At 70.7% G+C, this 14,441-nt stretch carries 14 protein-coding genes; 9 read left to right on the top strand and 5 right to left on the bottom strand.

From position 1 onward, the window contains the following. Positions 1–52: 52 nt before the first annotated feature. The 3 genes from uvrB to JAP66_RS26415 form a co-directional block, all read right to left on the bottom strand. Entirely contained in the window at positions 53–2,212 is a 2,160-nt protein-coding gene (gene uvrB / locus JAP66_RS26425; protein ID WP_307849724.1) for an excinuclease ABC subunit UvrB, read from the bottom strand. Between the two features lie 54 nt (positions 2,213–2,266). Beyond that, positions 2,267–2,440: a hypothetical protein gene (locus JAP66_RS26420; RefSeq protein WP_307849723.1), complete on the bottom strand. Its 174-nt coding sequence runs from the start codon at positions 2,438–2,440 to the stop codon at positions 2,267–2,269. A gap of 209 nt (positions 2,441–2,649) precedes the next feature. Next, on the bottom strand, positions 2,650–3,927 hold the full coding sequence (locus tag JAP66_RS26415) for a PucR family transcriptional regulator (protein ID WP_307849722.1): 1,278 nt from the start codon (positions 3,925–3,927) through the stop codon (positions 2,650–2,652). A 58-nt stretch (positions 3,928–3,985) separates the two neighbouring features. On the opposite strand from JAP66_RS26415, the gene JAP66_RS26410 reads away from it, so the two are divergent. The 5 genes from JAP66_RS26410 to JAP66_RS26390 all read left to right on the top strand — a co-directional run bounded on the left by JAP66_RS26410 (position 3,986) and on the right by JAP66_RS26390 (position 8,192). Then, positions 3,986–4,528: a ribonuclease FAU-1 family protein gene (locus JAP66_RS26410; protein WP_199434546.1), complete on the top strand. Its 543-nt coding sequence runs from the start codon at positions 3,986–3,988 to the stop codon at positions 4,526–4,528. An 81-nt stretch (positions 4,529–4,609) separates the two neighbouring features. After that, a complete protein-coding gene (locus JAP66_RS26405; RefSeq protein ID WP_199434545.1) occupies positions 4,610–5,515 on the top strand; it encodes an ABC transporter ATP-binding protein in 906 nt (301 codons plus the stop codon). Positions 5,516–5,542: 27 nt separating this feature from the next. Continuing rightward, positions 5,543–6,268, top strand: a complete 726-nt coding sequence (locus JAP66_RS26400) for an ABC transporter permease (RefSeq protein ID WP_199434544.1) — start codon at positions 5,543–5,545, stop codon at positions 6,266–6,268. Between the two features lie 44 nt (positions 6,269–6,312). After that, a complete protein-coding gene (locus JAP66_RS26395; protein WP_199434543.1) occupies positions 6,313–7,578 on the top strand; it encodes a sensor histidine kinase in 1,266 nt (421 codons plus the stop codon). Then, a complete protein-coding gene (locus JAP66_RS26390; protein WP_199434542.1) occupies positions 7,575–8,192 on the top strand; it encodes a response regulator in 618 nt (205 codons plus the stop codon). Before JAP66_RS26395 ends, JAP66_RS26390 begins: the two co-directional genes overlap by 4 nt. Positions 8,193–8,268: 76 nt before the next feature. On the opposite strand, the gene coaE is transcribed toward JAP66_RS26390, so the two are convergent. Beyond that, positions 8,269–9,456 carry a dephospho-CoA kinase gene (gene coaE / locus JAP66_RS26385; protein WP_199434541.1) on the bottom strand — a complete coding sequence of 396 codons (1,188 nt, stop codon included), beginning with the start codon at positions 9,454–9,456 and terminating at the stop codon, positions 8,269–8,271. Between the two features lie 158 nt (positions 9,457–9,614). On the opposite strand from coaE, the gene JAP66_RS26380 reads away from it, so the two are divergent. Further along, positions 9,615–9,827, top strand: a complete 213-nt coding sequence (locus JAP66_RS26380; RefSeq protein ID WP_199434540.1) for a hypothetical protein — start codon at positions 9,615–9,617, stop codon at positions 9,825–9,827. A 134-nt stretch (positions 9,828–9,961) separates the two neighbouring features. On the opposite strand, the gene rpsA is transcribed toward JAP66_RS26380, so the two are convergent. Beyond that, positions 9,962–11,488 (bottom strand): 30S ribosomal protein S1, encoded by a 1,527-nt coding sequence (gene rpsA / locus JAP66_RS26375; protein WP_199434539.1) that lies wholly within the window; start codon positions 11,486–11,488, stop codon positions 9,962–9,964. Positions 11,489–11,758: 270 nt separating this feature from the next. On the opposite strand from rpsA, the gene JAP66_RS26370 reads away from it, so the two are divergent. The 3 genes from JAP66_RS26370 to JAP66_RS26360 are packed head-to-tail and all read left to right on the top strand — an operon-like array spanning position 11,759 to position 14,435. After that, positions 11,759–12,607 carry a class I SAM-dependent methyltransferase gene (locus JAP66_RS26370; RefSeq protein WP_199434538.1) on the top strand — a complete coding sequence of 283 codons (849 nt, stop codon included), beginning with the start codon at positions 11,759–11,761 and terminating at the stop codon, positions 12,605–12,607. After that, the gene (locus tag JAP66_RS26365) at positions 12,604–13,470 is read left to right on the top strand and encodes a GNAT family N-acetyltransferase (protein ID WP_199434537.1); all 867 of its coding nucleotides are present in this window, start codon (positions 12,604–12,606) and stop codon (positions 13,468–13,470) included. The genes JAP66_RS26370 and JAP66_RS26365 overlap by 4 nt, the downstream gene beginning before the upstream one ends. A 29-nt stretch (positions 13,471–13,499) precedes the next feature. Continuing rightward, positions 13,500–14,435 carry a GNAT family N-acetyltransferase gene (locus JAP66_RS26360; protein WP_199434536.1) on the top strand — a complete coding sequence of 312 codons (936 nt, stop codon included), beginning with the start codon at positions 13,500–13,502 and terminating at the stop codon, positions 14,433–14,435. The last annotated feature ends 6 nt before the right edge of the window (positions 14,436–14,441 follow it).

Here is a 14,441-nt window from a genome sequence, read left to right as displayed (position 1 = left end):
CGCCGGCTACCGCGCACAGGTCCGTCGCCCCGCGGGCGTGCGGGCGGGCAACCTACTTCACCCCGGCGGCATCCATGCCGCGCAGCTCCTTCTTCAGGTCCGCAATCTCGTCCCGCAGCCGCGCCGCCAGCTCGAACTGCAGGTCACGTGCCGCCTGCATCATCTGCTCGGTCATCTGCTGGATGAGGTCGGCCAGCTCCGCGCGAGGCATGGAGCTGACGTTCTTGTCCACCAGCACGCCCGAGCTACGGACCCGGTCGCCCTGTTCGGGCTTCTTCCCGCGGGAGGCGTTGCGGCCGGAACCGCCGACGGCGACCCCCTGCTCGGAGTCGTCCGCCTCGGTGTAGACCCGGTCCAGGATGTCGGCGATCTTCTTGCGCAACGGCTGCGGATCGAGACCGCGCTCGGTGTTGTACTCGATCTGCTTGGCCCGCCTGCGGTTCGTCTCGTCGATCGCGTGCTGCATCGAGTCGGTGATCCGGTCCGCGTACATGTGTACCTGGCCGGACACGTTCCGCGCCGCGCGGCCGATCGTCTGGATCAGCGAGGTTCCGCTGCGCAGGAAGCCCTCCTTGTCGGCGTCGAGGATCGCGACCAGCGAGACCTCGGGCAGGTCGAGGCCCTCCCGCAGCAGGTTGATGCCGATCAGGACGTCGAAATCACCCGAGCGCAGCTGCCTCAGCAGCTCCACCCGCCGGAGGGTGTCCACCTCCGAGTGCAGGTAACGCACCCGGATCCCGAGCTCGAGCAGGTAGTCGGTGAGGTCCTCCGCCATCTTCTTGGTCAGCGTGGTGACCAGCACGCGCTCGTCCTTCTCCGCGCGCGTCCGGATCTCGTGGACCAGGTCGTCGATCTGCCCCTCGGTGGGCTTCACGACCACCTCGGGGTCGACGAGGCCGGTCGGGCGGATGATCTGCTCGACGAACTCACCACCGGCCTGACCCATCTCGTACGGGCCCGGCGTGGCGGAGAGGTACACGGTCTGGCCGATCCGGTCGGAGAACTCCTCCCAGGTCAGCGGCCGGTTGTCGAGTGCGCTCGGTAGCCGGAAACCGTGCTCCACCAGCGTGCGCTTGCGGGAGGCGTCGCCCTCGTACATGCCACCGATCTGCGGCACCGTCACGTGCGACTCATCGATGACCAGCAGGAAGTCCTCGGGGAAGTAGTCGATCAGCGTCGCGGGCGCCGAACCGGTGGGGCGCCCGTCGACGTGCCTGGAGTAGTTCTCGATGCCCGAGCAGAAGCCGACCTGCCGCATCATCTCGATGTCGTAGGACGTGCGCATCCGCAGCCGCTGGGCCTCGAGCAGCTTGCCCTGCTTCTCCAGCAGCGCGAGCTGCTCCTCGAGCTCGGCCTCGATGTCGTGGATGGCCTTCTCCATCCGCTCCGGACCCGCAACGTAGTGCGTGGCCGGAAAGATCCGCACGTCGTCGACCTCGCGGACGATGTCGCCGGTCAGCGGATGCAGGTAGTACAGCTTGTCGATCTCGTCGCCGAAGAACTCCACGCGGATGGCCAGTTCCTCGTACGCGGGGATGATCTCCACCGTGTCGCCGCGCACGCGGAACGTGCCGCGGGCGAACGCCAGGTCGTTGCGCGCGTACTGCACGTCGACCAGCGCGCGCAGGAACCCGTCCCGGTCGACCTCGTCGCCGACGGCCAGCCTGGCCGACCGGTCGAGGTAGGACTGCGGCGTGCCGAGGCCGTAGATGCACGACACGCTGGCGACCACGATGACGTCGCGCCGCGACAGCAGGTTCATCGTCGCGGAGTGCCGCAGCCGTTCCACGTCGTCGTTGACCGACGAGTCCTTCTCGATGTAGGTGTCGGTCTGCGGGACGTACGCCTCGGGCTGGTAGTAGTCGTAGTAGCTGACGAAGTACTCGACCGCGTTCTCCGGGAACAGGTCACGCAGCTCGTTGGCGAGTTGCGCGGCCAGCGTCTTGTTCGGCGCCATCACCAGCGTCGGCCGCTGCACCCGCTCGATCAACCACGCCGTGGTCGCCGACTTGCCGGTACCGGTGGCACCGAGCAGGACGACGTCCGGCTCACCCGCCTCGAGCCTGCGCTGCAGCTCGTCGATCGCGGCGGGCTGATCGCCGGCGGGCCGGTAGTCACTGACCACCTTGAATCGCCCGCCCGCGCGAGGGACGTCGGATACGGGCCGGAACTCGGAGTGCGCCAGCACGGGGTGCTCGGTTGCGAAAGCCACGTCATCCAGGGTAGGCGCCCCCACCGACATTCCGGGACGGGCAGCCGGAACGGCCTACCCTGCGGCGCTGAGGAAGCGCGGTACGGCCGGCGCGGCCACGGCGAGGCAGACCTCGCACGGCATCCCGGTGATCCCGGGCAGCAACTCCGCCTCGCCCGGCTGTAGCTCCGCACCGCACAGGGCGGTCAGGTACTCGGGCACGGCCTCCACGGGCGGAACGGGGACCACGTGACACACCCTTCTCGTCTCGCCGACGACTCCTCGGCGCAAGCGAACGACGGCTACCGTGTCACCCGGTTCAGGCATTGCGGACCCCATACAGGGAGATTAGGTGGCACGGAACCCGAACGCTTCGTGTTCGCCGACCAACGATCGACGACAACACTGGTACGCCGGACCGAAAAACTGTCCAGTGTCCGCCCTCGCGGCGACCAGTCTCAGCCGCGCCGGGTCTGCTGGCCGGTCAGCACGGCCGCACCGAGCCGGTGGCACACGTTGAGAGCCAGCTCCACGTCCAGCCGGTTGTCCGCCACCCGCCGCCCCAGCATCTCCTGCGCCTTGCGCACGCGGTACTGCACGGAGTTCTTGTGCATCACCAGTTGCGCGGCCGCGGCGGTGTAGCTGCCCCCGGTGGCGAGGAAGACACGCAGCGTGTCCCGCAGCCGCGCGTGCTGCTCGTCGTCGGCGGCGAGCTCGCCGAGCGTATCCGCGACCCACATCCGCGCCGCGTTCATGTCCGAGGTCATCAGCGCGATCGAACCGACGTCACGGAAGGTCAGCGCGCGGTCACAGCGCTCGCCCGCGGCCAGCGCGAGCGCCTGGACCCGCAGCGCCTGCCGGTGCGTGCGGCGGAAACCTTCCAGACCCGTGCCGGGATCGCCGAACGCGAGCCGCACACCGGGATCGGCGTCGGCGAGCACCTGCCGCACCCGGTCCCGGTCCGGCAGCACCGGGTCGCACACGGGCAGCCACACCCAGGCGCACACCTCGTCGTGCGGCACGAACAGCGGCTTCGTGCCGCCGGCCCGCTCGTCGGCGAACCGGCCGGCCAGCATCTCCAGCCGGGACAGCGCGTCCAGCGGGTGCGCGTCGGCCGAGTACCAGGCGATCATCCCGACGTGGTTGCCGCGCAACCGGTAGCCCACCGCGGCCTCGTTCGCGTCGACGTCGACCACGTCGTCCTCGAGGAGCGCGCGGACGCGGGCGATCCGCACGGCGCTCTGGTTGAGCAGCCACCGGTCCCGTTCCTCCTGGTAGGCGGACACGACCTGCTGGGTGACCCGGTCGATGAACACGAACGTCGTCGTCAGCGCGGCACGCATCGTCACGCCCAGCAGCGACGGCTCCGCTATCCGCCGCGCGCCCTCGTCGAGCGCGTGGTCGAGGATCGCGGTCTGGCCGAGGTAGTACGCCCGGATGAGGTCGATGGCCGGCGTGCCGCGCTGCGCCAGGCGCCGCGCGTACTCCATCGCCGCCGCGGGCGCCTCCACCCGGGCGGGGTCGATACCGTGCTGGAAGATCCGCAGCGCCGTGTCGATGTTCTGGTAGACGCTCGCCGAGAGCAGGCTCACCATGCTCTCGTCGTCGTGCACCAGGTGCGGTAGCTCCCGATCGTAGAGTTCGACCAGGTCGGCCGTCAGTTCGCTGGCACGCTCGCTGAGGACCCCGGCGATCTGGGCGAGGTGGTCTGCGACGACGGCGTCTTCGTCCGGCACGTGATCACTGTAGGGCGTGACATTCGCGGATTCGCTGTTAACCCGGAAGATGGTCGGCATGACTGGCACCGAGGGAGCGGTCCACCCGCCGAAGCTGGAGATGTTCGACGTCGCCGCGAAGACCAACACGGACCCGAAGGGGATCGTCCGGCCGGTCGAGGAGTACCGCGTGCTGCCGTTCGGCGTCTACATGGCGCGCCCGGCACCCGGGCGCCCCCAGTTCCACTTCATCGAGTCGTGGCTGCTGCCGGAGCTGGGACTGCGGGTGACGGACTTCTGGTTCAATCCGGGACACGAGCGCGACCAGGACTTCTACCTCGACGTCGTCGACGTCAACGACCACGGCGGCGGCCGGTGGCTCGTCACCGACCTCTACCTCGACCTCGTCCTGGACGGCGGACGCGGGGTGACCGTGCTGGACACCGACGAGCTGCTCGCGGCCCTCGGCGCGGGACTGCTCAGCCGGCAGCGGGCGCGGGCAGCACTGGAGACGGCCTACCTGACGCTCGACGCGCTCGCCCGGCACGGCTACGACCTCGCGGCGTGGCTGTCCACCCTCGGTGTGGAGCTGCACTGGCGCCGCCATCCGCCGATCGGTTGATGCGGGCGCCCCCGGTGGTGGAGCCGAACCGGGGCCGCCGGGGCGATCCGCCCGCGCCCCCGGGCGCGCCATGCTCACCGCATGCCGATCATCGAGGTACACCGGCTGCGCAAGCGGTACGGGGACAAGGTCGCGGTCGACGACGTGTCGTTCACGGTCGAGCGCGGCGAGATCTTCGGGATTCTCGGCCCGAACGGAGCGGGTAAGACGACCACCGTCGAGTGCGTCGAAGGGCTGCGCAGGCCGGAGGGCGGCACGGTCTCGGTACTCGGGCTAAACCCGTGGCGCGACACCGCCGAGCTCCGGCAGCGGCTCGGCGCGCAGCTGCAGGCGAGCCGGCTGCCGGAACGGCTCAAGGTCGGCGAGGCGCTGGACCTGTACGCGTCTTTCTACCGCGACCCGGCCGATCCGGAGGAGCTGCTGGAACGGCTCGGCCTCACGGAGAAGCGGAGCACGGCGTTCAAGAACCTCTCCGGCGGCCAGCAGCAGCGGCTCTCGATCGCCCTGTCGCTGATCGGCGATCCCGAGGTCGCCGTGCTCGACGAGCTCACGACCGGGCTCGATCCGCAGGCGCGCCGGGACGTGTGGGAGCTGATCGAGGGAATCCGTGACTCAGGGGTGACGATCCTGCTGGTCACGCACTCCATGGAGGAGGCGGAGCGGCTCTGCGACCGGCTCGCCGTGATCGACGACGGCCGCGTGGTCGCTGTCGACACGCCGGCCGGGCTGGTGGCCGGGGTCGACGACGAGCAGCGGATCCGGTTCCGCCCGTCCGCACCGATCGAGGATCACCTGCTCGCCGATCTGCCCGAGGTCCGCACGGTCGAGCGGCAGGGCGGCCGGATCGTGGTCACCGGCACCGGCAACGTGCTGCACGCGGTCACGTCCGTGCTCGCACGCAAGCAGGTCATCGCGGGTGAGCTGCGCGTGGACCAGGCCAACCTCGACGACGCCTTCGTGGCGCTCACCGGCCGGAAACTGGACTGAGAGGAAAACGTGTCCGCACTCGGCAAGATGACCATCGTCGAAACCAAACTCTTCCTGCGTGATCCGAGCGCGCCGATCACCGTGCTCGGCATTCCGCTGGCACTGCTCGTCGTGTTCGGCCTCATCCCGTCCGCGAACGAGCCGAGTCCGGACTTCGGCGGCAACTCGCTGCTGGCGAACCTGATCGCCCCGCTTGCCGTCGCCATCCTGCTCGGCATGCTCGCGGTGACGATCTTTCCCACCGCCATCGCGACCTACCGCGAGAAGGGCGTGCTGCGCCGCCTGTCGGCGAGCCCGGCCTCGCCCCGCCTCCTGCTCACGGCGCAACTGCTGGTGAACGTGGCGGCCGCGCTCGTCGTGGTGCTGCTGATCGTGGGCATCGGTATCGCGGTGCTCGGTGTCGAGGCGCCGGGCAACCCCGCCGGATTCGTCATCTCGGTCGTCCTCGGCGCCGCGTCGCTGTTCTGTATCGGCCTGCTGATCGCCGCGCTCGCACCGACCGGCCGGGCGGCCGGCGGGATCGGCTCGGCCGTGTTCTTCCCGATGCTCGCCCTTGGCGGTGTCTGGGTACCGAAGGAGCACCTGCCCACGTTCCTGCAGTGGGCCGCGGACGCGCTGCCGATGGGCGCCACGTACAACGCGATGCGGAGCACCTGGGCCGGCGGCGCCCCTGAGCCGGTGCAGCTGCTGTCGATGTCGGTGTTCGCGCTGCTGTGCGCGGTCCTCGCCGCCCGCCTGTTCCGCTGGGTATGACCTTGTCGGCGACGCCGGCGGTGACCGGCGAGGACAATGAGCCGATGAGCAGTGCTCCCGACCGGCCCCCGTCGGCGCTCCTACCGGTCGAGGCGGGCTCGCCCTGGCAGCCGTGGCTGCACCGGCTGGAGACCGCACTGCCGCACGTGCTGCTCGGCATCAGCGTGGCACTCAGCATCGCGGACACCGGCGACACCTGGCAGCATCAGTGGACGACGCTGGGCCTGGCCGCCGTCGCGGCGATGTGGGTACTGCTGACCGACACGCTGCCACCGGCGAGGTTGCGGACCCCGGTCTGGCTGGCCGTCTCGTTCGCGGGGCTGCTTGCGATCGCCGCGGTGCTCATGAGCAGGGACATCGTGTTCCTGGTATTCATGATCAGCGGTTTTTTCCGCGCGATCCCGCTGCGCCCGCCGCCGGTCATGCTGCTCGCGCTGGCCAGCACATCCGTGCTGATCAACAGCCTGGGCAGCGGCGGTCCGATCCAGGTGCTACGGGATTGGCCTTATCCGTTCCTCGTGATCGTCATCGTGCAGACCGCGGCGATCGCCCTCGGCGCGAGGATGTCGGGCAAGCTCGCCGAGCAGAACGAGCAGCGGCGGGTGGCAGTGTCCCGGCTCGAGGCGGCGCTGGAGGAGAACGCCGGGCTCCACCGCCAGCTGCTGACACAGGCGAGGGAGGCGGGCGTGCTCGACGAGCGGCAGCGGCTGAGCCGCGAGATCCACGACACCCTCGCGCAGGGGTTCACCGGCATCATCACCCAGATCGAGGCCGCCAGGCAGGCCGGCGACGATCCGGCCGGGCGGGAACGGCACCTCGCCGCCGCCTCAGCACTGGCGAGGGATAATCTCACGGAGACGCGGCGATCGGTGCACGCGCTGAGCCCGGCCGCTCTCGGGGACGCGGGCCTGCCCGCCGCGCTGGCGGGCGTCGTCGACCGCTGGTCGAACCTCACCGGGACGGCCGCCGAGTTCACCACCACCGGTACTCCCCTGCCGCTGCATCCCGAGGTCGAGATGACCCTGCTGCGCATCACCCAGGAGGCACTCGCGAACGTCGGGCGGCATGCGCGCGCGAGCAGAGTCGGCCTCACACTGTCGTACATGGACGACCAGGTGACGCTCGATGTCCGCGACGACGGCGCCGGCTTCGAACCTGACGCGGCGACTCGCAACGGCGCCTTCGGGCTCCGTGGAATGCGGCACCGGGTGCAGCGGCTCGCCGGAACGCTCGCGGTCGAGTCCGAACCGGGCGAAGGCACGGCGATCTCGGCCACCGTGCCCGCCATCATCGTGCGGGAGCAGCCTTGATCACCGTCCTGATCGTCGACGACCACCCCATCGTGCGCGACGGCTTGCGTGGCGTCTTCACCGGGGAACACGGGTTCGAGGTCGTCGGTGAGGCGGCCGACGGCGCCGAGGCCGTGCTGCTGGCCGAGAAGCTGCGGCCGGACGTCGTGTTGATGGACCTGCGCATGCCGGGAACCGGTGGGGTCGCCGCCATCGCCGACCTCGCCGGACGCGGCAATCCGGCGCGCGTACTCGTGCTCACGACTTACGACACCGACGCGGACGTACTGCCGGCGATCGAGGCCGGTGCGACCGGCTACCTGCTGAAGGACTCGCCACGGGCGGAGCTCTTCCGTGGCGTCCGGGCCGCCGCACGCGGTGAGTCGGTGCTCTCCCCCGCCGTGGCGAGCCGGCTCGTCGGTCAGGTGCGCGCCCCGGCCGTCGAACCGCTGAGCCGCCGTGAACTCGAGGTACTCGGGCTGATCGCGAGCGGCTGCGCCAACCGCGAGGCGGCGAAGCGGCTGTTCGTCAGCGAGGCCACGGTGAAGACCCACCTGATGCACATCTACGCCAAGCTCGGCGTCAACGACCGCGCCGCCGCGGTCGCCGCCGCCTACCGGCGCGGCCTGCTCTGAGCAGCCTGTCCTTGAACCTCTCGTGAGTGCGCACGCGAGTTAGAACACTGTTACGCACTCACGAATCCCATGAGCGCTACGGAGTCCAGCCGGTCCTGTCGGCCCACTCCTCGGCGCGGCGGAAACCCGCGTTCACCCACTCCTGCTTCTCGTCGGCGTAGCCGAGCACCGTGCCGTCCCCCTGATGTGCGCGCGCCAGCCGGTACTTCACCTCGGTGTAGGCGGCGACCTCGCCGGGGTTGGCCCGTAGCCAGTCACGGAACAGCAGCGCCAGCCGCCACGCCGGGCCGTCGGCGGCCCGCACGTGCAGGTTGACCGGCCGGCCCGGATCGGCCCCGAAGTGGAAACGTTTGGCCCACGGCTCAGCGGAGCCGTCCTGCGGGTCGTCGGCCCACTCCCCCTCCGCACGCGGGAACCCCGCATCGGAGAGCGCGTCCGCCAGCACATCCGCGTCATCCAGTGTGGACACCGTGAGCTGCAGGTCGAGGACGTCCTTGGCGTGCAGCCCCGGCACGGCGGTGGAGCCGATATGGTCGGCCCGCAGCGCCTTGTCTCCCGTGGCCACGCGAACGCGGTCCAGCGCCCGCCGCGCCTGCGCGGGCCACGTCTCGTCGTAGGCGGTGATGACGGGTGAGCGGGGCGGCCGGGGCTTCCGCAGTCGCAGGTTCGCCTCGAACGGCACCAGCCGGTCGGCCCACAGGGCGTCGACCTCGGCGAGCACGACGTCGCGCGTGCGGCTGTTGTCGAGCCACACGTCCGCGGCGGCGCGCCGCTGTTCCGGGGTCGCCTGCGCCGCGATCCGCGCCCGCGCGTCGTGCTCGGCCATGCCGCGGGACTCGACGAGGCGGCGCACCCGCACGTCCTCGTCGGCGTCCACCACGACAACGAGGTGGTAGTTCGGGGCGAGACCGCCCTCCACGAGCAGCGGGATGTCGTGCACGATGATCGCGTCCGGCGGCGTCTCCGCCATCAGCTGCGCGGTCCTGGCGCCGATCCGCGGATGCAGCACGGCGTTCAACCGGCCGCGGGCCTCCTCGTCGACGAACGCCTCCGCCGCGAGCGCGGCCCGGTCGAGCGTGCCGTCCGGGTTGACGATCCCTGGACCGAACTCCGAGACCAGCGCCGCCAGGCCGTCGGCCCCCGGCCGCACCACCTCCCTGGCGATGTGATCGGCGTCGATCAGCACGGCGCCGTGCTCCGCCAGCCGTACGGCGACGGTCGACTTTCCCGCCCCGATCCCGCCTGTCAGCCCCACTCGCAGCATGCCGGCAATTCAACCAGCCCGGGAGCGGGACGCTGACTCTGAGGCATCAACCAAAACGTAATGCAACTAGTTAGTGTGACACGCCGGGTGAGTACTACTGTTTCGATCCTCAGTTGCGTACGGTGCCGGGCGAAGGCAATCGCCCACTCGGAGGAACGATGCCAGCCAGCAAACACGTCGGTAAGCACCGGCTCGGTACGCCCGGCCTGGTGCACTGCGTCATGTATCGCCCGGTCGCCGTGGCGCTTGACGAGTACCGGCGAAACTGGCTGACCGCGCTGCTGGTTCCCGCCAAGCACAGCCTCGCCGGCCTGCGCCGCCGGGCCCGTGCTGCCGCCCACGAGCGCGCCTGGGCACCAGCCACCACCTGAGCCACCCAATGTGGCGTTCGTTGCGTTCAACGCAACGAACGCCACATTGGGCGTCCAACGCAACCAGTGCCGAAACGAAGCGGCGGCCCCGGTCTGTGTGGACCGGGGCCGCCGCTTGTTCAGTGCTTGCTACCTCACGCTCCGCCGGAGAGCTTCTCGCGCAGCGCCGCCAGCTGCTCGTCGCTGGCGAGCGTGCCACCGCTGCTGCGCTGGCTCGGCTCGGACTGGGCCGACGACGTGTAGCTCTGCTCGCCGGCACCCTCGGTACCGCCGCCACCACCACCGCTGGTGGTGCCGGTAGCGGCGTCCGCCGCGGCGGCCGCGTCGGCCTCGGCGGCCTTCGCGATCTGCCTCATGTGCTGCTCGTAGCGGGTGTGGGCCTCCGCGTACTGCTTCTCCCACTCCTCACGCTGCTTCTCGTAGCCTTCCTGCCACTCCTGCGTGTCGGGGTCGAAGCCCTCGGGGTAGATGTAGTTGCCCTGCTCGTCGTACTCGGCGGCCATGCCGTACTGAGTCGGGTCGAACTCGGTGTCCGGGGTCATGCCCTCGTTGGCCTGCTTGAGCGACAGCGAGATCCGCCTGCGCTCGAGGTCGATGTCGATGACCTTGACCATGACCTCGCTGTTGACCTGCACGACCTGCTCCGGGATCTCCACGTGGCGCTCGGCCAGCTCGGAGATGTGCACCAGGCCCTCGATGCCCTCCTCGACGCGGACGAACGCGCCGAACGGGACGAGCTTGGTGACCTTGCCCGGCACGATCTGGCCGATCGCGTGAGTGCGGGCGAACTGGCGCCACGGGTCTTCCTGGGTGGCCTTCAGCGACAGGGACACGCGCTCGCGGTCCATGTCGACGTCGAGCACCTCGACGGTGACCTCCTGGCCCACCTCGACGACCTCGCTCGGGTGGTCGATGTGCTTCCAGGACAGCTCCGAGACGTGCACCAGGCCGTCGACGCCGCCGAGGTCCACGAACGCACCGAAGTTGACGATCGAGGAGACGACACCCTTGCGGACCTGACCCTTGGCCAGCGCGTTGAGGAACTCGCTGCGCACCTCGGACTGGGTCTGCTCCAGGTAGGCCCGGCGCGACAGGACCACGTTGTTGCGGTTCTTGTCCAGCTCGATGATCTTCGCCTCGAGCTCGCGTCCGACGTAGGGCTGCAGGTCACGGACCCGGCGCATCTCGACCAGCGACGCGGGCAGGAAGCCGCGCAGGCCGATGTCCAGGATGAGGCCGCCCTTGACGACCTCGATGACGGTGCCGCTGACCGGCTCGTCCTTCTCCTTGAGCTCCTCGATGGTGCCCCAGGCGCGCTCGTACTGGGCGCGCTTCTTGGACAGGATCAGGCGCCCTTCCTTGTCCTCCTTCTGGAGAACGAGGGCTTCCACCGCGTCACCGACGGCGACAACCTCTGCCGGGTCGACATCGTGCTTGATGGACAGCTCGCGCGAGGGGATGACACCCTCGGTCTTGTACCCGATATCCAGCAGCACTTCGTCGCGATCGACCTTGACGATGGTGCCTTCAACGATGTCGCCATCGTTGAAGTACTTAATGGTCTTGTCGATGGCAGCGAGGAAGTCTTCCTCCGTCCCGATGTCGTTGATCGCGACTTGCTGCGCCGGCGCAGTCGGGGCGGTGGTGGTGTCGATGGTCATTAGGTGGGTTGCTCCGGTAACGGCTTGGTGTGAGTCGGTGTGCAGTTTGCGTGCGCCGTGGGAGACAAGGCGATCACCTTGCAAGCGTCCACGAAGAACGGCCGCGAGCGTCACCTCAAGGTGCGCGACCCCGGTTCCCAGCACGTGCACCGCTGAGTGAAAGGCAGCGCGAACCCACTGCGCTGACAACTATCCTACGCGGCTGCCCTGCTGCCCCACAACGCGGGTCCGCCGACGACGGCGGGGCCTCCGGCCAGGAAGGATACCGCTGTGCCCGCACCCTCTCCGAGCAACCGCCACGATACCGCCGAGCAGCGGCTCGGCACCGCCGGAGTGGCCCACCGCCAGGCGGCCGCGGCCGAGGCGACCACCGCCAACCGGGCGTGGTGGGACGCCGACGCCGACGACTACCTCGCCGAGCACGGCCCGTTCCTCGGCGAGGCCGACTTCCTCTGGTGCCCGGAAGGGCTCCTGGAGGCCGATGCCAGCCTGCTCGGCCCGGTCGAGGGTACGGATGTGCTCGAGGTCGGGTGCGGTTCCGCGCCGTGCGCGCGCTGGCTGACCGCGCAGGGTGCCAGGGTGGTCGCCTTCGACCTCTCCGGCGGCATGCTGCGGCACGCCCGCGCCGGCAACGAGGGCACCGGCCTGCGGCCGGCACTGCTGCAGGCCGACGCCGAGCGGCTGCCGCTGGCCGGCGCGAGCTTCGACACGGCATGCTCGGCGTTCGGCGCGGTGCCCTTCGTCGCCTCCCTCGACGCCGTGTTCGGCGAGGTGGCGCGCGTACTGCGGCCCGGCGGGCGCTGGGTGTTCGCCGTGACCCACCCGATGCGCTGGATGTTTCCCGACGATCCCGGCCCGCACGGGCTCACCGTCACGCAGCCGTACTTCGACCGGACGCCGTACGTGGAGGTGGACGCCACCGGCGCCGCGACCTACGTCGAGTACCACCGCACGCTGGGCGACTTCGTGCGCGCGCTCGCCGCCGCCGGGTTCCGCCTGGTCGACCTGGTCGAGCCCGAATGGCCCGAGGGGCACACCCGCAACTGGGGGCAGTGGAGCCCGCTGCGGGGCAGGTTCTTCCCGGGCACGGCGATCTTCCGCTGCGTGAAGGACACGTGACCGGCGCGGCCGATCCGCTGCTGCCGCCGGTGCCCGAGGTGCCGGAGGGCGAACGCCTCGGTGCGGTGCTCGCCGACGGCCGCGAGGTGACCGGCGTGCTCTACCGGGCACGCCACGACGGCTGGGACGGCCTGTGGCGGGCGCGGGAAAGCTGGGAGCTCACCCCGCTGCTCGGTGACACCGGCGGCGCGGGCATGGCGGCGCTGCTCTCCGCCCTGCGCAGGCGGCTGGACCAGGAGGCGCCCGGTACGGACTCCGCCTGCGTGGTCACCTGGCCCAGCCGGGACATGCCGGTCGCGCGGACACTGCTCGGCCACGGCCTGGTGCCCTACACGGTGCTCGGCGTCCGGGGTCCCGAACCGGTGGTTCCGGCGCCCGCGGCCGGGGTGACCGTCCGGCCGGCGACGGAGGCCGACATCGGCGAACTGCTGGAGCTGTGGCTCGCCGAGCTGCGCTACTCCGCCCTGGTGGGACCCGGCCGGGTGCCGGAGGATGCCGCCGGGCGGCTCGGCAACGAGCTGCGGCGGGCGCTGCAATCCGGTGATCCGGTGTGGCTGGCCGAGTCCACCGGGGTGGCGGCCGGGCTCGCCGTGTGCGGCCGGCCTGCGCCCGCGCCTCGCCGCCTCGCCGCGGGCAGGTGGGGACAGGTCGGCACCGTGTCGGTCGCGGCCACCGCCAGGGGGACGGGGATCGGCAGGGCACTGATGGCGGTGGTCCACCGCGATCTGCTCGCTCGGGGCGCGCGCGGAACGTTCCTGTTCTACAGTCCGCACAACGCCCTGGCCTCGGTGTTCTGGCACCGGCAGGGCTACCGTCCACTATGGACGACATGGGAGGTGCGCCCGGCCGCGGCGCTGCGGTGACCGACGGCCGACGGGGAGGGGGAGACGACATGGACAGGGGGACGGATCTGGTCGCGGCCCAGGCCGACCGGTTCGCCGCGATCGATCCATTGCTGCCGGTGGTGACCGAGCCGCCGGAGGGGCAGACGCTCGTCGCGACGCTGCCGGACGGTAGCCGGGTGACCGGCGTGCTGCGGGTCAGCTTCACCGATCCCGGCTCGCTGGAGGCGCTGTGGTCGGCGCTGGAGGTGTGGGAGCTCACGCCGATCCTCGGCGCGAACGGCACGGTGGCCATGGACGCCGTGCTGCGCGCGTTCCGGGCCAGGCTCGACCGGGAGTCGCCCGGCGAGGACTCCTCGTGCGTGGTGCCGTGGCCGAGCCGGGACGCGGAGGGCACACGCGCACTGCTGGACCACGGTCTGGCTCCGCTGACCGCGCTCGGGGTGCGGACGGAGACCGGCGCGCAGCCGGCGCCCGGCAATCCTGAGGTGACCGTCCGCGCCGCCCGCCCGGCGGACGTCGAGGCCATCCTGTGGCTCGAGCGCGCCGAGATCGAGTACTCGGCCAACGTGGGCGGCCTCCGGCCGCGGCCGGATCAGGGCACGTGCGACCAGCGCCGCGCCGCGCTGCGGAGACGTCTTGCCGACGACGCGCCGATCTGGCTCGCCGACCTCGGCGGCAGGCCGGTCGGAGTGGTCGACAGCGGCCTGCACGATGCCACCGCGGACCACTGGCTGGGCACGGTCCTGCCCGCGGGCCGGTGGGGCTACGTGCACAGTGTGGCCGTGCAGCCGGACGTGCGCGGGCACGGTGTCGGGCGAGCCCTGCTGAACGCCACGCACGCGGAGTTCTCCCGCGCCGGAGTCCGCGGCACCTACCTCTACTACAACCCGCCGAACCCGCTGGCTTCGGTCTTCTGGCACCGGCAGGGCTACCGGCCGCTGTGGACCGTCTGGGAGGTGCGCCCGGCCACGTTGCTGCGATAGGCGCCC

Origin of the sequence: Qaidamihabitans albus, from assembly GCF_016464705.1 — a bacterium.
Taxonomy (GTDB): domain Bacteria; phylum Actinomycetota; class Actinomycetes; order Mycobacteriales; family Pseudonocardiaceae; genus Qaidamihabitans; species Qaidamihabitans albus.
This window is presented reverse-complemented; position numbering and strand designations above follow the sequence as displayed.

Excerpts from the sequence above, each read along its gene's own strand:
- JAP66_RS26410 (WP_199434546.1), top strand. The coding sequence starts at position 3,986 with ATGACTGGCACCGAGGGAGCGGTCCACCCGCCGAAGCTGGAGATGTTC.
- JAP66_RS26360 (WP_199434536.1), top strand. The coding sequence starts at position 13,500 with ATGGACAGGGGGACGGATCTGGTCGCGGCCCAGGCCGACCGGTTCGCC.
- JAP66_RS26380 (WP_199434540.1), top strand. The coding sequence starts at position 9,615 with ATGCCAGCCAGCAAACACGTCGGTAAGCACCGGCTCGGTACGCCCGGC.
- JAP66_RS26400 (WP_199434544.1), top strand. The coding sequence starts at position 5,543 with ATGACCATCGTCGAAACCAAACTCTTCCTGCGTGATCCGAGCGCGCCG.
- JAP66_RS26395 (WP_199434543.1), top strand. The coding sequence starts at position 6,313 with ATGAGCAGTGCTCCCGACCGGCCCCCGTCGGCGCTCCTACCGGTCGAG.
- JAP66_RS26405 (WP_199434545.1), top strand. The coding sequence starts at position 4,610 with ATGCCGATCATCGAGGTACACCGGCTGCGCAAGCGGTACGGGGACAAG.
- coaE (WP_199434541.1), bottom strand. The coding sequence starts at position 9,456 with ATGCTGCGAGTGGGGCTGACAGGCGGGATCGGGGCGGGAAAGTCGACC.
- rpsA (WP_199434539.1), bottom strand. The coding sequence starts at position 11,488 with ATGACCATCGACACCACCACCGCCCCGACTGCGCCGGCGCAGCAAGTC.